The sequence below is a fragment of the Labilibaculum sp. DW002 genome, assembly GCF_029029525.1.
Taxonomy (GTDB): Bacteria; Bacteroidota; Bacteroidia; order Bacteroidales; family Marinifilaceae; genus Paralabilibaculum; species Paralabilibaculum antarcticum.
In genome coordinates this window covers 1,390,045-1,409,043 of the sequence record NZ_JAKJSC010000001.1, presented here as the reverse complement: position 1 = coordinate 1,409,043, position 18,999 = coordinate 1,390,045, and the positions used below count along the sequence as shown (strand labels likewise).

Sequence of the window (18,999 nt, the reverse complement as noted above, 5' to 3'; positions counted from 1 at the left end):
TTCTAGAGCAAAAGCTTCTCGCTTGGTTCTGGTTTTATTCCTGAATAATTTTTTTGTTATGCGATCTTTGTTTTGTAGATTACATGCTAATAATAACAGCAGTTTATTGCTGCCTTGAGAGACTAGATAAATATCCTTTTACAATTAATAATAAGCGATATAAACAACATTTCGCTTATTTAAAAATTGGAATAAATTTATCTAAAGATATAGTAAGAATAGAGTTTTGAGCAAGAATTAAAGGGCATAAAACTCAATTCGAGTAAGTAAAACAAATAATTAAAAGAAAATATCATGGCAAAAGGTAAAGATTCAAAGAAGAACGTTAAAAAAGAACCTGCTAAAACTCCAAAAGAAAAAAAGGCAGAAAAACTAGCAAAGAAATCCAAATAGGATAAAAGTAATTTGGAAAACCAATAGTAAAATCAACAGCCCAAGCGTTTCGTTTGGGCTGTTTTTTTAAACCTTTATTTGGGTTCGTATGAGAATTTAAAATCAGTCTTCTAAGGTCATTAAATAGAAATTAATAAATTTGCGCTTTCAAATAAGGTATTAACAATTTAGGAACTGAAAATTCTTTAAGTTGTTACCAGTGTTATATCAAATATTAAGCAATAGGCATGCAAATAAATAAACTTACTAGTCAAAATATATTACCGCTTACCTGCTCACGAACCGGAACTTGCTGCCAAGCAAAATTGGTGATGCTTAACCCTTGGGAGGTGTTTCATCTTGCCAAAGAGAAAAAGAATACGCCAAGAAAATTTCGTGATCAGTGTTGCGATTTTGGTGGCATTCGTTTAAAGTTTGATGGGAAAGTAGGCTATAAAGAGCAACAAGCTTGTTCACTGTATATCGATAATTTTGGTTGTTCTGTACATTTAGGACGCCCATTAGCTTGTCGCTTATACCCACTGGGCCGCCAAATGCAAAGTGAAGAAATTCATTATATGTATCAAGGCGACGAATTTCCATGTTTGGAACCCTGCCCGGAGGTTGTCGATTTACCTCAATTGAGTGTTGGTGAATACCTTCAAGGTCAAAAGACAGATAGCTTTGAAAAGGCTCAAGATGCTTATCTAGAAGTGATGCAGAATTTGGCTGATATGGCATTTGAGCTATTGCTTGATACAGGCTTGGCTGAATCTGGAGATAAGAAAACATTAGTATTGTGGAGAAAAATGGGTAGCGAGCTTCCTGAAGAATTGACGGAGAGAATTGGACAGGAGTGGGTAGACTGTTTGATGATTCCTGAAATTTCAGATAATGATTCTATTGCATTTGTTACAAAGCATAACGAACTACTCCAATTGAAGGCACAAGAAAAATTTGGAACCTCACAAACGCATCAGGAATTGCACGAAGCTTCAGTTACGATAATGGGAGTAGCCTTACATTTGGCTCGTGGTTTGGGAGCAAATCCAAAAGAACTTTCAGAACTCTGGATAGATATTGCAAAGAATAACGGGGCTCAGGAATAATATACATGCTCATCTTATTTATGAGCGGCATTACCCTTTTTTATGATAGAAGAATAATAAAAGTAAATTAGCTTGAGGAGGAAAAAAATGAACTACAAATTAGAACATGCTTGTATCAGAGTAATGGATTTAGACAAGTCAGTAGATTTTTATAAAAAAGCATTGTCTTTAGAGGAAGTAAAAAGACGGGATTATCCTGATTATAAGTTTACCCTCGTGTATCTTAGCGATGAAAATAGAAATTTTGAAATAGAGCTTACGTATAATTATGATACCGAAAAGCCCTATGAAATGGGAAATGGTTTTAGTCATTTTGCTTTGACAGTTAGTGATTTAGAAGAGTCCTATGAATTTCATAAAAATATGGGACTCGAAACAACAGACCTTAAAGGCTTGCCAGGCGAAAAACCTAAATACTATTTCATTACAGATCCTGATGGATATAAGATTGAGATTATAAGAAGCTAAGAGATATAAATTAGACCCATTACCGTGGTGTTTGTTCTTATTTCTCAGAATTTATTCCATCAAAAAGCATCAGATTTGAAAAACTTTGATGCTTTTTTTGTGGATCGAATCTTTAGTTATTTGATTCTTGTTTGTTGTAATTCAGTACTATAGTCGTGTTGATAGTTTATCCATCACACCTATTTCTGCAACCATGCTGAATCTATCTGCAAAAGATCATATTTTATTTTTTAAAGGTCTTTACATAATGCTGTATCCAATACTTTATTTACAACTTCATTGATGATTCCCTTATATTCAGCCTCCCGTTCAATACAATTGATTGAGGAACAAATAGGCCTTTGTTCTTAATTTGCTCTAACAAAAGTAGGGCAGCAGTACGTCCCATATCATAGGTTGGCTGTTCAACAGAACTTAAGGGTGGTGCCACATGTTCGGCAAGCTTCGATTCTGAAAAACCCATTACGGCAATATCATTGGGAACATTAAAACCATTGGCTTTTAATATTTTCATCACTCCAATTGCACATGGGTCACTGGAAGCTAATATAGCCTGAGGTAAAGAATTTTCTTCAATCCGCTTTTCAATAAAACATTCACCAGAATTCATCGAAAAACCTGCTACCTCAGATTTCCCTGGAGATAATTTATGCTTGCGATGGGCATCTTCAAAGCCCTTTGTTCTATTTTTGGTTAAGGTTAAATCCTTAGACCCAATTAAATGAACTATATCTTTGTAGCCTTGCATGATTAAATGCTCTGTTGCAAAAAAAGCCCATTTATAATCATCAAATAATACCTTAGATGCAGGAAGTCCTTCAACAACACGATTAAAAAATACCATTGGCATTTTTTCTTTTATGGCATTAAGATAGAAATCCATATTATCTGTTTCGGAAGACAAAGAAATAAGAATCCCATCTACCATATTATTAAGAAGCGTCTGTACATTCTTCAATTCTAACTCAGAAGACTCATTAGACTGCATGATTAGGACCTGATATCCTTGCTCGTGTAATACTTCTTGAGCTCCAATAATAACTTCAGGGAAAAAGCTATTTATGAATTCCGGAACTACAACACCAATATTAAAAGAGCGCTGCTGAATAAGTTTTCGGGCAATTGGATTGGGCCGGTAACCCATTTCAGTTGCAGTTTTTAAAATTAACTCACGGGTTTCGGTCCTAATATCATACTTGTCGTTAAAAGCACGCGAAACGGTAGACACAGAACACTTTAGTTTTTTAGCTACATCTTTTATGGTTATCTGCTTCATTTTTGGAATTAATTTGAACCAAGATTATTGAATCCTCAGTACATTACGTTGTAATCAGGTTCAATATTATCTAAATTTAATATAATATTCAAGTTTCGGTAACGTTTCCGGAAATAAAAACAGTTTCGGTAACGTTTCCGAGAAGAAATATTTTGTTTTAGGATTGAATACTAAATTTCAAAGGTATTTTAGCTTAAATTTTATTTGAAAATGGGAAATATCGATTTAACTGTTATTATTGTTTTTACCGCCTTGGTATTTATTTGTGGGGTCAGTTTTTCCAAATCAGGAAAAAATATGAAGTCTTTTTTTGCAGCTGGAGGCGCATTACCCTGGTGGATGAGCGGACTGTCATTATTTATGAGTTTCTTTTCGGCAGGCACCTTCGTAGTTTGGGGATCTATAGCTTACCAAAGTGGATGGGTGGCCATTTCCATTCAATGGACAATGTGTATTGCTGGCTTAATTATCGGGTTTTTTATTGCTCCCAAATGGCAAAAAACCAAAGCGTTAACCGCTGCAGAGTTTATTGCAAACCGCTTAGGCTATAAAGTTCAAAAGCTATATACCTACTTATTTCTTGCAATTTCGATGTTTACCACGGGAGCTTTCTTATATCCTGTGGCAAAAATTGTGGAAGTATCAACAAATATACCCATTTCAGCAAGTATCATCTTTTTGGGAGTTCTTATTTTAATATATACTGCAGTTGGAGGTTTATGGGCAGTTATTGTTACCGATGTGCTTCAGTTTGTAGTACTAACTGCGGCAGTATTAATTGTTGTCCCCTTATCATTCAAACATATTGGAGGTGTTCCGGCATTTATCGATAATGCACCAGACAACTTTTTTAATCTTGTCAACGATGAATATTCTCCAGGTTTTTTGGTAGCCTTTGGTTTGTATAATCTATTTTTTATTGCCGGAAATTGGGCTTACGTTCAGCGATATACTAGTGTGTCTACCCCTAGGGATGCCAAGAAAGTAGGATGGTTATTCGGAGCCTTATATGCCATTAGCCCATTAATATGGATGCTTCCTCCAATGATATATCGAATTGTAAATCCGGACTTAAATGGATTGGCGGATGAAGGAGCTTATCTTCTTATGTGCAAAGAAGTATTACCAATTGGTATGCTAGGCCTTATGTTGGGCGGAATGGTCTTTGCGACTTCTAGCTCTGTGAATACAACCCTGAATATTTCTGCGGGAGTTTTAAGTAATGATGTATACAAGCACTTCTTTCCAAACACTCCAGACGATAAACTTGTGAAAGTAGGTCGAATTTCGACTGCAGCTTTAGGTATAATTACAATCATTGTAGCACTTTTGGTTCCATATATGGGCGGTATTGTTGAGGTCGTAATGACTTTAGCTGCTTTAACTGGAGGAGCCATGTTTCTGCCTCCAATATGGGCTTTATTTTCTAAAGTTCACACAGGAAAAACAGTGCTAGGTACAACGATAATTAGTCTAAGCATAAATGCATTTTTTAAATTTGCTGTACCGAAAATTTGGGATTTCTCATTAAGCAGAGCCGTTGAAATGGCAATTGGTGTTGGTATACCCATTGTATTAATGGCAACCTATGAGATTTATGCTGCAATTAGAAGAGTAGATACTTCTCATTTTACAACCTATGAAAAGGAAGTAAGCTTAATTGCTCCAACAGAAACAGACGAAGGAGGAAACAAACGCGGTGCACGAGTAATTGGAGTAGGCATTGGCTCGACTGGCCTACTTATAATTACCCTTGCTATTATAAGTCTACAACATCTAGTATTGGTGGGTGGTATGGGAGCCTTAGTACTTACCGCAGGTTTGTTTATTTACATCAAAAATTTAGAAAAAAGATAGCTTACTAATGATAATCGAGAATTTCAAAAAGGAAAAACGATCAAATAGAACCGTAAATATAATTGCTGACTTTGTTGTTATTGGAGGCGGCTTATCTGGAGTGTGTGCGGCAATTACAGCTGCACGAAAAGGAGTTAAAACAATTCTTGTTCAAGATCGACCTGTATTGGGTGGTAATGCTTCATCCGAAGTTCGCCTTTGGGCTTTAGGAGCAACATCGCACATGGGCAATAACAACCGATGGTCGCGCGAAGGTGGCATTATCGATGAAATTATGGTAGAGAATGTGTATCGAAATAAAGAAGGGAATCCCATCATTTTTGATACCGTTTTATTGGAAAAGGTGAGCAATGAAAAAAACATTACTTTATTGTTAAACACTGCTGTTTTTAGCATTGAAAAAACAGATGCCAAAAACATTAAGAGTATTCAGGCTTTTAACAGTCAAAACTCTACCAATTATACCATTTCTGCTCCCCTATTTTGTGATGCTTCAGGTGATGGGATTGTTGCTTTTCAAGCAGGTGCCAGCTTTAGAATCGGTGCAGAATCAAAAGAAGAATTTGGCGAATTATTTGCCCCGGATAAATCTTACGGTCAACTATTAGGACACTCCATGTTCTTTTACACTAAGGAGGTGGATCATCCTGTAAAATATGTAGCTCCATCCTATGCTCTAAAAGATATTACCCAGATACCTCGCCACAAAATCATCCGCAAAGATATGACAGGATGTAATTTCTGGTGGTTTGAATATGGTGGTCGTTTGGATACGATTCATGAAACTGAAGAGATCAAATGGGAACTTTCGAAGGTAATTTTTGGCGTTTGGGATTACATCAAAAATTCTGGGGAATTTGAAGGTGTAGAAAACCTAACCTTGGAGTGGGTTGGAAATGTTCCTGGAAAACGTGAAAGTCGTCGCTTTGAAGGTTTGTATATGATGAAGCAGCAAGATATACTTGAACAGCAAAGTTTTGATGATGCAATTGCATATGGCGGTTGGGCATTGGACTTACACCCTGCTGATGGTATTTATAGTGAGTTATCTGGTTGTACACAATGGCACTCAAAAGGAGTTTACGATATTCCTTACCGAAGTTTTGTAAGTAAAGATATTGACAACCTGTTCTTGGCAGGAAGAATTATCAGTTCATCGCATGTGGCCTTTGGTTCTACGCGTGTTATGGTGACTTGCGGTTTTGGAGCACAGGCTGTTGGTATGGCAGCTTCTATTTGTAAAGAGGATAATTTATTACCAGCTCAAATTCTTGAAAACGGAAAAATTAGAAAACTCCAGAATGAGCTAAATTGTACTGGTCAAAGTATATTAAATGTACCTATTGATTCAGCAAGTAATTTGGTTAATCAGGCTAATATTTCAGCATCATCAAGTGTAAAGCTATCAGAAATAACAGCTAATGGCAATTGGCTAAAGTTAGATGTTTCTGCGGCACAACTATTACCTTTAAAGGCGAATCAGAAATATGGATTTAAGGTGGAGATTAAAGCAGTTGAAAGCACGCAGCTAGAGGTTCAGCTCAGACGTTCTGAAATTGCAAGTAACTATACCCCAGAAATAATTCTTGAGTCACAAACTATTACAGTTGACAAAGGAATACAGACTGTAGCATTTACATTTAATGCTTCTGTTGAGGAAGATTTATATGGCTTTATAACTTTTATGGCCAACAAAAAAGTGAGTATTCGCGAAAGCAAGACTTTAATGAGTGGTGTGATGACCGTATTCAACGGTGTAAACGAAAAAGTATCGAATGACGGAAGCCAAAGACCTCCAAAAGGGATTGGTGTAGATGAATTCGAGTTTTGGATTCCCAATCGTCGTCCTCAAGGTAAAAATATCGCTATGGAAATTTCCCCTGCAATCGAAGCTTTTGAAGTGAAAAATATCGGGAATGGATATACCCGCCCTTGGCTTTCGGCGAATGCGTGGGTGGCTGATTTAGCTGATGATAAACCAAGTTTACGTATAGAATGGGATGAAGTTAAAAGTATCTCTGAAATAAAACTATTCTTTGATACAGACTTCGATCATGCAATGGAAACAGTGCAATTTGGTCACCCTGAAGATGTAATGCCATTTTGTGTGCAAGATTATACGATCTCAACTCTGGAAGAAGAGGTGATTAAGAAAGTGTCGGGTAACTATCAAACTATTAATAGCATTAAACTGGATACTGAAGTAAAAACTCAAGGTTTAGTTATTGAAGTACAACATCCTTCAGATAATGTGCCAGCAGCTATTTTTGAAGTATTGATTGGATAAGCTAAAAAAAAGAAATAACCATGAAACAGTTTATAATACTTATATTTTTAATTTCCTTGAGCAACTTCAATTTTGCCAATTCAAATGAAGAACGTATTTCGCTTAATGGCAAATGGAAGTTCTATACCATTTATGGCGAGGGTTCTAATTATATGAATACACACCAAACAGAACGTGATATTGTAATTGACAACAATGATGAGAACGTTACATTGCAAGGTGTATGGAAGAGCTCAAATACAGGTGCTAGAAATACAACATTTCATGGCCAAGATTATTTGCAACATTGGTATTCCTTAACAGATCTAACAACACTTGAAAAAACTGATAGTTCATATGTTCGCTTCCATCCAGATTTACAAAAAACTGGTTATTACGAAGTGTTTACAAAATATCCTTTTTCATCTCACATGACAGCGCAATACAATGTGAAACATGCACAAGGTATCACTGCTAAGTATCTTTCTCAGAGAGTTTTTTGTGGCGAATGGAATAGTTTAGGAATATATGAATTTAATAGTGCCGATAAAAACTACATTGAATTAACAGCCATTGTCAGTGGAGCTGTTGCTGCTGATGCCGTAATGTTTAGAGAAATATCAGAAGAAAAATATTTAAAAGCGAAAGAAGAACCGAATCGTGTTTTTCAAAATGATTTTGATGATTCTCATTGGCATGATCTAAAAGTACCTGGACATTGGGGTATGAATAATGAGTTTTCGAACTATACCGGAATAGGCTGGTATCGAAAGACTATCGAAATACCAACGGGTTGGACTAAAAAACCAAATGAGAGATACTATTTAAAATTTGGAGGTGTATATCACCTATCAAAAGTTTATATTAATGGTAAGTTTATTGGAAAAAACAGAGGTGGGTTTACACCTTTTGAATTTGATGTGACTGATGCATTAAACTTTAATGGGAAAAATGTGATCGCGGTTCAAGCGGACAACAGTGCTGTTGTTGGTGCAACATGGAACTGGGGAGGTATTATACGAGATGTTACCTTAGTAAAAAGCAATGACGTTAGAGTAGATTATCAATATATTCATGCCAATCCAAACCTAGAAACTGGTACCGCTGAGTTAAAACTCAAAGTGAGAGTTGAAAATAATTCTTCAACAAAAAGAAGTATTAGAGTTCATTCCAGCATTTTTAATGAAACCAAAATTAAGGTATTAAAGGGTTGTATTGAGATTGAACCCAATACAAAAAAAGATATCCACTTAACTGCTGTTTTAAAATCGAAAGATGTGGAGCTATGGCATTTTGACAATCCTAAACTATATCAGCTTCAAACTACAATTTCTGAAGGAAGAAATGTATTAAGTAAGAAGCAAGATAGTTTTGGAATTCGTAAAGTAGAACTCACAGACTCCAAAATGCTGCTCAATGGCGAACCTGTTCGTTTAGCCGGATTTAACAGAGTGAGTGAGCACCGTTTTTGGGGTTCTTCTGAACCCATTGAAGTATTAGAGCAAGATGTTGACTTAATGAAAGAAGCAGGTGCTAATTTCATGAGAATAATGCATGGTACCCAAAATGAAAAACTCATTGACTTATGCGATAGAAAAGGAATTATGCTGTTCGAAGAAATCAACGTAAGGGATTTAGACAATGATGAATTTAGAGCAAATTACTATCCATTAGCTAAGCTTGAAAACGAAAAAGGAATAAAGCTTAATAGCGAAGACGAAGAAATATTAATGCTTGATGAAGCTTATGTGAAGCTAAATAAGAAGCATGATATAGACGTTGCGGACAAAAACTATTTTCTAGCGAAATATTGGTTGAAAGGGATGATTGAACGCGATATTAATCACCCTAGCATTATTGGCTGGAGTGTTGGTAACGAATTAAATAATCATTACGAATATGGTAAGGTGGCTATTGATTATGTGAAAAAGAAGTTAGATCCTTATCGCTTAGTTACATGCGTGAGTAATTCGGGACAAAAAGAAGAATACACGCCAGAAACTGACCCTAATACTTTTTCCGATATAATCATGCACAATATGTATACCTGGCAAGGTAAACCACAAGAAATATTAACAACATTAAGAACTAAATGGCCCGATAAACCTGTGTTTATTTCTGAATTTGGTTTCGACCCATTTCCATCAACAGCATTGGATTCAGATAAAGAAATTTTCTCTGAATGGACAAATCATTTTAGACATCAAAATGAGTTTGTGATTGGAACATCCATGTGGACCTTCAATGATTACAGAAGTGCATATGCAGGAACTACTGCCGAAGAAAATAGAGTTTGGGGAGTAATTACCTCATGGAGACAAAAAAGAAAATTATTTGATCGTATAAAAAGAGAACATGCTCCAGTATTGGATGTTGCAATAACAAACATTGATTTTGATAAAAACACTGCCAATGTGAGAATGCCTTTGAGAGGCGAAAGCGATTACCCAAGTCATGCCATGTATAATTATAAATTATTGTACAGTTTTAAAAACAGCAAAGGCGAAACCATTTTTGAAAATCACATTGATTTACCCGATTTAAAACCCGCCGACAAAGAATGGACTGGTACACTTTCGTGGAAAAGTTTACCGTCAGATGTATTGGATTTGACAGTTAAACTGATGACACCAACAAATTATTCAAGGTTTACTAAAACGATCTCATTTCAGAAGGCAATTACACCAGAAATTTCGAAAATTATTGCTGGTAAAAATACAGTGCGAATTCTGTTTGATAAGGTGCCGAATGCTACTGAATATTTCGTTAAGTTTTCAGGTGACGATAATGAAATTCAAGAATCGTATAAGACAATAAGTAACTATCTTGATATAGAAGGATTAGGGGAGAATAAATCCTACGAATTTGAATTGTATTCCATCAACGACAAAAGAGTAAGTAAACCTTCAAACAAGGTCAAAGTAACAACAAACACCAAGATATTACCACCAAATATTTGGGAATCATTTATTGTAGATAATAAATTGGTGATTGGATATACCAGCGATTTTAATGATGGCAAATACACAGTGAAATATGGCTTATCGAAAGGTGATTTAGATAAGGAATTTACTTCAAACGTAAGAGGGATGGTTATAATTGATTTGGATGGAGAAAAAGCGGTTTTCTTTCAGATAAAAAGAACAAAAGAACAAGACGAAAGCAATTGGTCGAACATCCTTAAGGCTGAAGAAGGAAAAATTGAGGTTTACAAATAAATATACTAACGAGCAAAACTCAAAATGAACCAATCCAGAAAATATTAAGATGAGATACGGGGTGTTTATAATATTACTTATTGGCTTATCTGCTTGTTCTAATTGGAGAAGCAAGCAATCTAAATTCAATTTTAAAGCATCAATACCCGAAAAATTCGATAAGGCAAACATTATTTCTGAAGAAAACTACAATGTTTGGGGGACAAACATTCTAAAAGGAAAAGATGGGAAATATCATGCTATTTATTCAAGGTGGCCAAAAAAAAGAGGTCATTTAGGATGGGTAACACACAGCGAAGTGGCTCATGCGGTATCTGATAAATTAACTGGACCATACAAATTTAGAAATCTAGTTTTGCCACCAAGAGGAACAGATTTTTGGGACGGCAGTTGCACGCACAATCCCCATGTAATAGACCACAATGGAAAATTCTACTTGTACCATATGGGAAATCATGGTTCGGGTTATTGGGATGACACAGCCGATACTCTTATGCCCAAATATAAAGATGCTGAATGGTGGGTAAACCGAAATAATCAACGCATAGGTATAGCTGTAGCAGACGATTTAAATGGAGAATGGAAGCGTTTCGATAAACCATTAATTAATATTGATTCAACGCGAAGGATGGTTTCAACTCCAGTGGTTTCAATTAGACCTGATGGTAAATTTCTGATGGTTTATAAATATGTGAAGGAAAAGGAAGGCATGAAAGGAGGACGGGTTGTTCATGTAACGGCTTTAGCAGATTCACCTTTGGGACCATTTAAAGATACAGGTATCCCTTTTATCGAAACCGAAGCTTCAAGGTTTGCTCTGGATGATCACGTTGAGTGGTTTCAGAATGGCCACTATTATTGTATTGGGAAAGATCATGATGGTTCCCTTACTCCTTATGACAAAGGCACAATGGTTTTGTATACATCTGATGATGAAGGATTGGATTGGTCATTAGCCAAACAAGCCTTAGTATTAAAAGCAGGAAAATTACATTGGATAGATGGTAGTGAAACAATCTGTGAACGCACTGCCGATATGCCAAAATTGTATTTTGAAAAAGGTATACTAAAAGCCCTGATAATTGCCGTATTACCAAAAGATAGTGAAGATTCATTTTCTTTAGTAATTCCTTTAAACAACCGATAAAATCATAAAAGTTTAAAATCATAGATATGAAACACTTAGTTCTGATAAGCATACTTCTAGCACTTATTTCGTGCAACTCCAAAAAAGCAACTACTGAATTCAATCTTGAATTTGGTAAAATAGCCAATGAATCTATCTTTAGTGGTGGCGATAGCATTAGCAATTGGGGAGGTTCATTAATAAAAGGAGAAGATGGACAATACCACATGTTTTATTCGCGTTGGAAAAAGAAATTAGGATGGGCATGGGCTACCCATTCCGAAATTGCCCATGCAGTATCTGATTCTCCTTTTGGACCATTCAAACATAAAAATGTGACATTACCAGTTCGAGGTGCTGAATATTGGGATGGACTGTGTACTCACAATCCCACAATTCACAAATTCGATGGGAAATACTATTTATACTATATGGGCAATACCGGAGATGGTGTAAATGTATGTGAGCCTGGTAAGCTTCGGTATAACTGGATGCACCGAAACAACCAGCGTATTGGTGTTGTGGTAGCTGATAATCCAAATGGCCCGTGGAAACGTTCTGATGTTCCATTGATTGATGTAAGTCCCGATAGCATGGCACTCGATGCTTTATTGGTCAGTAACCCTTCAATTACACAGCGTCCTGATGGTGGATACTTAATGGTTTACAAAGCCGTTCGAAAATTGAAGAAAGGAATTGCTGGTGGGCCTGTAGTGCATTGTGTGGCAACATCGGATAGTCCTACCGGGCCATTTAAGAAGTACGATTTCCCAGTATTTACTGCCGAAGGTCATGACTTCCCTGCCGAGGATCCATTCATCTGGTATCAATCCGGAAAATACAGAGCCATTGTTAAAGATATGCACGGCGCCTTTACCGATGCAGGAAGAGCATTGGTTTATTTTGAATCGGAAGACGGATTTGACTGGAAACTTGCTAAAAACCCTTTAGCGTCTAAGCTTCAGATTAAAAAGAAGGACGGCAGCATACTTAAAGTAGATCATTTGGAGCGTCCTCAAGTATATATTGAAAACGGTATTCCAAAAGCAATTGTTTGTGCTGCTGACACGATAGACGATGCCGGTGTTATACACTCTTGGAATGTTCAAATTCCAATTATAACGAAAGAGTAATAAGCTGAATCCGATTAAAAATTCATGTAGAACTCAGATTAATAATAAATCAAATAATGAAAAACAATAATGTAATTATACTTATTGGCTTACTACTTTTATTCATTCCCATTACGATACAAGCACAATTACCAGCCGAAATAGATACCTCTAAAACATGGTACCTATCATGGAGCGATGATTTCGATTATGAAAATAGTAAGCTAGATTTAGCTAGTTTGTTAAATATGCCCCACTAATACGCGTTAAATTGTCACATGTCTTGTAGAGCTCATTGACTATTTTTGTAAGTAAGAAATCCTAAAAAGCCAACTAAGTTGGCTATTTCAGAAAAAAAATAGCACCCCTACACTATGAAACAGTTTAAAACAATTGCCTTAACCATTCTACTGTCCTTTAGTTTTCATGTACTTGTTCTCGCAGGTCCACCAGATCCACCAGTAGGAAAAGTTTGGGTATTAAATCATGAAATGAGTGATGAGTTCGATGCAAACAGTCCAAATATTGAAAAATGGAAGGTATTTGACAAGGGCGATTCATGGGGACGTACCGCATCATTCGATAAGCGTGTTCACGAAGCTGTAAAGGATGCAGCATCTGACAATTATTATTTAAGCATGAACCCAATGTGGTACTATGAAGACGAACGTTTTCCAAGAGGGAATGGTCTTGATTATTACTTTGCCGGTGGAGGAATGAATACGCGTGAGATGCAAACCTATGGATATTTTGAGGTGAGGATAAGACCATCAGATTTTCCAATGGGTTCAGGCGTGTTTATGAACTCGAAAGGTACTACCGAAGGAGCATGCAATGAAAAGTATGCTACGGAATTAGATATTATTGAAAATATGGGATATACAGGCCCATTTAATGAACATGGTAATGGGAGCTTTAATAATTATCAACATGTAAATTCACATACAAAACCATTTACAGATGCTTCTGGTTCATGTGAGAGGTTACCTTACGAATCTACCAATAGCGGAGTCGACGCTAAATTGTTGGATGAGCCACTTGGATTTAATACTGTCGGTATGTGGTGGAAAGACGAAAATACAGCGGAATTCTATAATAACGATACTTATTTTGGAAGCATAACACCGAATAGAGCTTTTTACCTACCAATGCCCGTGATTCTTACAATGGAAACTTATAGCTGGGGTGACGACGAAAAAAATGCAACCAATCCCAAACCACTCGAATGGATGTTTGAAGACGACTTTCGAACAAAAGAACAACGTGCTGTAATGTATGATTGGGTTCGTGTATGGAAGCTTGTAGATATCGATGCGTCTCAATTGAATAATACCACAGATAATGTAATGGGACAATACGATACGATAACTGCATATCCTGACAAGAAACTATCTACTACAATAATATATTCGGCAACAGCTGAGAGAATAGTAGTGGCAAGTATTTATGATCCAGCAGGAACAAAATTAACTGATGCAACATATACTGTTTCAAAAGGTGTGAAATCGATATTTAATGAATTTGAGTTTGACTCTGATTTAACCATAGCAGATGGATACAAGATTGTTTTTGATATTAAAGATGAAACGAGCATTTTAAAATCATACACTTCGATTGTTAATATTGTAGGCAAGCCTTTAGAGAAAAAACTATGGCGTGATGGCATTCCAACATCTTTACTTCCAGGAGAAACAGAGTACAGTATTGATGTAAAATACGAAACAGATACCAGCAGTACTGTTGTGATAGAAATCCGTAAACCTGATGGTAGTTGGTTTGGTGGTGGCAATGCAAATGTTGATGCCGGGAATGGAACAGTTGTGGTTAATGTTACAACTCCCTCCCCTACAACAATTGCTAGCAACTACTTTTATAAAGTATATATGTATCGCCAGGGATATGATTGGCAAGATCCACTCAACACTTCTATTTCACCTACTATATATTTCGATGTTGAAGAACCATTGGTTCATGGTATTGATTTCCTTGCAACACCAACAGAACTAGCCGATACCGTTTCAAGCTTTCAAGTTGAATTTGAATATGCAACAAGTGAGAACGGCACATTAGATATTGAACTAATCAATTTTAATAATGAAGTTGTTGCAACAGAGCATCGTATTGAACGCATAGGAAACAGAACTCTAAAACGTACCATTGATATTGATTCAGTTCTCACAGCTTCAAACGATTACAAGCTTGCAATAATGTTCAATCCTGAGAATGATTCATTTACTACCCTAACCGATACGGTATATAATGTTTCAATCATCTCAACGCAGGATAATGGAATAACTGGGATTAATGAAGCCAGAGATTATGGTTTAACACTGTATCCTAATCCAGTGCATGATGGGCTGCTCTATATCGAATCCAGTAATTTAGTCAGAGAGAAATTAAATTATTCTATTTACTCAATGTCTGGAACGCTTATGCAAAAGGGGCTAATTCCAGGTGATCATTCTAAAACGACCATCAATATTGATAAAATCCCTGCTGGATGCTATATGATTCTAATTACAAATAAGAAAACTAAAGTGGCTTCTCGATTTATTAAAATGTAGATGTGAAAAATGAAATCGTTACCAATAGATTTCGTTTTTCCAATAAACAGCATAATAATCATAAGAATTCGGCTGATAAATTGCTTCTCAGTCCTTTTCAATTTTGAATGTTTCAAATTCTAAAATTATAGTGTGATAGTATAATGCAGTTGAATTAATCGTCTATCTAAGTTTTAAAGAAAAGAATATGAGTATAAAAGTCAACATTGTATGGTTTCTGTTTTTGCTAAGTATTTTTGGCTGCAATTCCAGAGTACAAACAGATAGTACACAAGAAAAATTTGAACCAAACTGGTCATCGCTCAGAAAACACAATACCCCTGATTGGCTAGATGGGATGAAATTTGGCATGTATTTTCATTGGGGACCAACAACAGTGCAAGGCTTACCAGGTAATGATAGTTTAAGCAGATTAGAAGCGATTGATCAATGGACTGCTGATAAATTCAGTGCAAAATCATGGGTGGATATAATGCAAGCATCAGGTGCGCAATTCGGCGGACCTGTGGCGTGGCATGGTTGTGGTTTATTAAATTGGGATAGCGATATTACAGAATGGAACTCGAAACAAAAAGGTCCAAAAATAGATATCTACGGGGAATTGGCTAAAGAACTGCGAAAAAGAGATATGCCAATTATCTCTTCCTTTCATACTGGTAATTTTTACAGCAGAATGTGGGGCCCTATTTCGAATTCAGATACAACTTACCTTAATCCAGATGAGGATTATTCTGTCTATGGAACCATGAATGATGGACGCATTGGATCTATAATATTTGATGCATGGTATGCACGAATTGCCGAAGCAATTGAAAAATATCAACCTGATATGATTTGGTTTGATACCGGTTTTGGTGGAACGGTAAACAAAGAATTAAAAAAGGAAATGCATAAAGGCCGATTGCTACCTGATAAAAGCAATAAGCATGGCAGTGTACCAGAAGCATATCAACAAAAATTAATTAGCTATTATTTCAACAAAGGTATCGACTGGGGTAAAGAGCTTGAAGTGATTTATAAATCGCACGATATTCCTGTGGGAATAGGTATGCGCGATATTGAAAATGGAAACTTGGAGGGTTTACAATACGATCCGTGGATGGCCGATATTGATATGTCTTTACATTTTGATTGGTCACCTACATGGTTTTACAACCCGAAAAACCCCATAAAAGAGGCAGGAACCTTAATAGATATGTTGGTTGATATGACCAGTAAAAATGGTAGAATGCTATTAAATGTACCACCTTTAGCTGATGGCTCATTCTCCGATGATGTAAAAAAGGAACTTTATGCCATGGGAGCTTGGTTAAAAATTAATGGGGAAGCCATTTACAATACCATACCTTGGATATATTTTGGTGAAGGTCCTACTGAAGTAACACTTGCAGGGCATCATGCACAAGGTAAACACTATGGTAAGTATATACCCAAATACAAAGCAGACGATATTCGCTTTACGCAAAATGAAAAATACCTGTATGCCATTTGTCTTGATTGGCCAGGTGATCAACTTGCAATTAGAAGCCTGGGAAGCAACGGAAAAATATATCCAAACAGTATAAAAAGTATTCGTTTGCTTGGCTATGATAAAGATCTCAAATGGAGCCAGAATCCTGAGGCTTTGGTAATAGAATTCCCTAAAGAAAAGCCTTGCAATTTTGCTTACACCTTAAAGATCGAGAGATAAGAAATGTACTCTTAATAAGAAACTGAAACATGCGAAGAATAAAACTAATTATATCCATCTCATTATTCATCTTTCCGATAATGGTTTGGGGTAAAGCTTATAATGTATCTGACTATGGTGCTATTAATGATGGAAAAGTGTTGAATACCGTAGCCATTCAAAAAGCAATTGATGAGTGTGCTTCATCGGGAGGTGGAACAGTAATGATAAACGGCGGTGGAACCTACTTATCAGGCACAATCCACTTAAAGGATAATGTAGCCTTGCATGTTGCAGGAGGTGCTACTTTGAAGGGGAGTCCGTACTATAGCGACTATACAAAAGATACCTATAAAATGATGTATCAGTTTAGTACCCACATGGATCGCTGTTTAATTTTTGCACGTAATGCCACAAATATCGCCATAGAAGGGTATGGAACCATAGATGGAAACGGACATCAAGAAAACTTCCCGAAAAAGGGTGGAAGTGGTCGCCCTATGCTTATTCGCTTTTTAGAATGTGAAAATATACACCTACAAAACATCAATCTAATAAATCCGGCAAGCTGGACAAGTGTATTTTTATATTGCCATAACATTAGTGTTACAGGAATAAATATTCATAGTCGCGTTAATTATAATGGCGATGGATTAGATTTTGACGGATGTACAGGAGTTAGGGTATCAAACAGTAATTTCGATAATAGCGATGATTGTATTTGCCTTCAGACTTCACGATCCGATAAACCATGTAAAGACGTTGTAATAACTAACAATACTTTCACATCTAAATGGGCAGGTATCAGAATTGGCTTACTATCTAAAGGAGATATAGAATCTGTTACGGTTAGCAATTGTACATTTAGAGATATTGAAGATGCTGGTTTGAAAATTCAGCAAAACGAAGGTGGGGAGATGAAAAACATGACCTTTTCTAATCTGGTTATGGAAAACGTTCCACGTCCAATATTTATGACCTTTTGCCAACAGCGAATGAGCGTAGAAACGCCCCAAGGACAGTTAGAACCTACGAAGCGAATGCACGGATTTTATTTTAACAACATCATTGCAGATAACTCGCAAGGAGATAAAAACTCAGCAATATTTATCACCGGAACACCCAATCAAAGAATAGAAGATATATCAATTAAAGATGTACGATTCATTGTCTCTGGTGGAGGATCCAAAGAAGATGCCGCAAAAGTTGATTCGGTAAAAGAATATACGCAGGAAGTAATGGGACCTCATTCACCCGAGTTTTATTCCATTGGTACCTTGCCTGCTTTCGGGGTTTATGCGCGACACATTGATGGTTTGCATCTTGAAAATATCAACATTCATACATTGAGTTCTGATGAACGCCCTGCAGTTATTGTGGATGACGTAAAGAAATTCTATAATGATATCATTAAAGTGAATAGTGAAGTGATAGATAATGAAGAGATTTTGAAAACGAGTAATAATTGAGAATCAATAATCGAAACGATGAGCAAGTACTTAAAATATCGATGCTTGCCATATTTTTGAGTGGTACTTGTACGAATACTAAGAGTCCAAGCTTAACACAGGATTTCAATGAACATTGGCAGTTTTACTGAGCAGACATAGTTAATGATGCCATGATAGATATGGCAAGCACTCAATGGGAGGCTTTTCAAATACTTATTGGATTATAGAAATGGATTAAACACGCAAAAATATAGTTGTTCGCACTGGGTTTTACAAAGAGGGGTTGGCTGGTACCGCAAGACATTTTAAATGCCTCTATCCGCAAAAAAAAACCTATAAATCAACTGATTTATAGGTTTTTGGTATTAGATAACTCTAAAGTTGCGGAGAGAGAGGGATTCGAACCCCCGGTACCTTGCGGTACACGTGCTTTCCAAGCACGCACGATCGGCCACTCTGTCATCCCTCCAGGCAATATCCATTAGGATAATCGTGCGGAACAAAAGTAGGA

Annotated in this window: 12 protein-coding genes and 1 tRNA gene; 11 read left to right on the top strand and 2 right to left on the bottom strand. The window is 36.4% G+C overall.

Going from position 1 to position 18,999, the window contains the following annotated elements; genetic code table 11:
* Positions 1-620 precede the first annotated feature (620 nt).
* Both L3049_RS05375 and gloA read left to right on the top strand, forming a co-directional pair.
* Positions 621-1,481, top strand: a complete 861-nt coding sequence (locus tag L3049_RS05375; protein WP_275108772.1) for a YkgJ family cysteine cluster protein — start codon at positions 621-623, stop codon at positions 1,479-1,481.
* Positions 1,482-1,568: 87 nt separating this feature from the next.
* Positions 1,569-1,949: a lactoylglutathione lyase gene (gene gloA / locus L3049_RS05370; RefSeq protein ID WP_275108771.1), complete on the top strand. Its 381-nt coding sequence runs from the start codon at positions 1,569-1,571 to the stop codon at positions 1,947-1,949.
* 268 nt (positions 1,950-2,217) lie between these two features.
* On the opposite strand, the gene L3049_RS05365 is transcribed toward gloA, so the two are convergent.
* Positions 2,218-3,225 (bottom strand): LacI family DNA-binding transcriptional regulator, encoded by a 1,008-nt coding sequence (locus tag L3049_RS05365; protein WP_275108770.1) that lies wholly within the window; start codon positions 3,223-3,225, stop codon positions 2,218-2,220.
* A gap of 210 nt (positions 3,226-3,435) precedes the next feature.
* On the opposite strand from L3049_RS05365, the gene L3049_RS05360 reads away from it, so the two are divergent.
* From L3049_RS05360 to L3049_RS05320, 9 genes are all read left to right on the top strand, one after another.
* Positions 3,436-5,082: a sodium:solute symporter family protein gene (locus L3049_RS05360; RefSeq protein ID WP_275108769.1), complete on the top strand. Its 1,647-nt coding sequence runs from the start codon at positions 3,436-3,438 to the stop codon at positions 5,080-5,082.
* Positions 5,083-5,089: 7 nt separating this feature from the next.
* Positions 5,090-7,369 carry an FAD-dependent oxidoreductase gene (locus tag L3049_RS05355; protein WP_275108768.1) on the top strand — a complete coding sequence of 760 codons (2,280 nt, stop codon included), beginning with the start codon at positions 5,090-5,092 and terminating at the stop codon, positions 7,367-7,369.
* 20 nt (positions 7,370-7,389) lie between these two features.
* Complete coding sequence (locus L3049_RS05350; RefSeq protein ID WP_275108767.1) at positions 7,390-10,566, top strand: glycoside hydrolase family 2 TIM barrel-domain containing protein; 3,177 nt, start codon at positions 7,390-7,392, stop codon at positions 10,564-10,566.
* Positions 10,567-10,615: 49 nt separating this feature from the next.
* Positions 10,616-11,713 carry a glycoside hydrolase family protein gene (locus L3049_RS05345; RefSeq protein ID WP_275108766.1) on the top strand — a complete coding sequence of 366 codons (1,098 nt, stop codon included), beginning with the start codon at positions 10,616-10,618 and terminating at the stop codon, positions 11,711-11,713.
* Positions 11,714-11,739: 26 nt separating this feature from the next.
* Complete coding sequence (locus L3049_RS05340; RefSeq protein WP_275108765.1) at positions 11,740-12,825, top strand: glycoside hydrolase family protein; 1,086 nt, start codon at positions 11,740-11,742, stop codon at positions 12,823-12,825.
* Positions 12,826-12,881: 56 nt separating this feature from the next.
* Positions 12,882-13,064, top strand: a complete 183-nt coding sequence (locus L3049_RS05335) for a hypothetical protein (RefSeq protein WP_275108764.1) — start codon at positions 12,882-12,884, stop codon at positions 13,062-13,064.
* Between the two features lie 114 nt (positions 13,065-13,178).
* Positions 13,179-15,368 carry a T9SS type A sorting domain-containing protein gene (locus L3049_RS05330; RefSeq protein ID WP_275108763.1) on the top strand — a complete coding sequence of 730 codons (2,190 nt, stop codon included), beginning with the start codon at positions 13,179-13,181 and terminating at the stop codon, positions 15,366-15,368.
* Positions 15,369-15,555: 187 nt separating this feature from the next.
* Complete coding sequence (locus tag L3049_RS05325) at positions 15,556-17,058, top strand: alpha-L-fucosidase (protein ID WP_275108762.1); 1,503 nt, start codon at positions 15,556-15,558, stop codon at positions 17,056-17,058.
* Positions 17,059-17,087: 29 nt separating this feature from the next.
* Positions 17,088-18,506, top strand: coding sequence for a glycoside hydrolase family 28 protein (locus tag L3049_RS05320; RefSeq protein ID WP_275108761.1), 1,419 nt, complete (start codon positions 17,088-17,090; stop codon positions 18,504-18,506).
* A gap of 366 nt (positions 18,507-18,872) precedes the next feature.
* On the opposite strand, the gene L3049_RS05315 is transcribed toward L3049_RS05320, so the two are convergent.
* Positions 18,873-18,957 (bottom strand) — tRNA-Ser (locus L3049_RS05315).
* Positions 18,958-18,999: the final 42 nt, after the last annotated feature.

What these genes read in the sequence shown, in the direction of transcription:
- L3049_RS05375 (WP_275108772.1), top strand. Translation starts at nt 621, where the DNA reads ATGCAAATAAATAAACTTACTAGTCAAAATATATTACCGCTTACCTGC.
- gloA (WP_275108771.1), top strand. Translation starts at nt 1,569, where the DNA reads ATGAACTACAAATTAGAACATGCTTGTATCAGAGTAATGGATTTAGAC.
- L3049_RS05365 (WP_275108770.1), bottom strand. Translation starts at nt 3,225, where the DNA reads ATGAAGCAGATAACCATAAAAGATGTAGCTAAAAAACTAAAGTGTTCT.
- L3049_RS05360 (WP_275108769.1), top strand. Translation starts at nt 3,436, where the DNA reads ATGGGAAATATCGATTTAACTGTTATTATTGTTTTTACCGCCTTGGTA.
- L3049_RS05355 (WP_275108768.1), top strand. Translation starts at nt 5,090, where the DNA reads ATGATAATCGAGAATTTCAAAAAGGAAAAACGATCAAATAGAACCGTA.
- L3049_RS05350 (WP_275108767.1), top strand. Translation starts at nt 7,390, where the DNA reads ATGAAACAGTTTATAATACTTATATTTTTAATTTCCTTGAGCAACTTC.
- L3049_RS05345 (WP_275108766.1), top strand. Translation starts at nt 10,616, where the DNA reads ATGAGATACGGGGTGTTTATAATATTACTTATTGGCTTATCTGCTTGT.
- L3049_RS05340 (WP_275108765.1), top strand. Translation starts at nt 11,740, where the DNA reads ATGAAACACTTAGTTCTGATAAGCATACTTCTAGCACTTATTTCGTGC.
- L3049_RS05335 (WP_275108764.1), top strand. Translation starts at nt 12,882, where the DNA reads ATGAAAAACAATAATGTAATTATACTTATTGGCTTACTACTTTTATTC.
- L3049_RS05330 (WP_275108763.1), top strand. Translation starts at nt 13,179, where the DNA reads ATGAAACAGTTTAAAACAATTGCCTTAACCATTCTACTGTCCTTTAGT.
- L3049_RS05325 (WP_275108762.1), top strand. Translation starts at nt 15,556, where the DNA reads ATGAGTATAAAAGTCAACATTGTATGGTTTCTGTTTTTGCTAAGTATT.
- L3049_RS05320 (WP_275108761.1), top strand. Translation starts at nt 17,088, where the DNA reads ATGCGAAGAATAAAACTAATTATATCCATCTCATTATTCATCTTTCCG.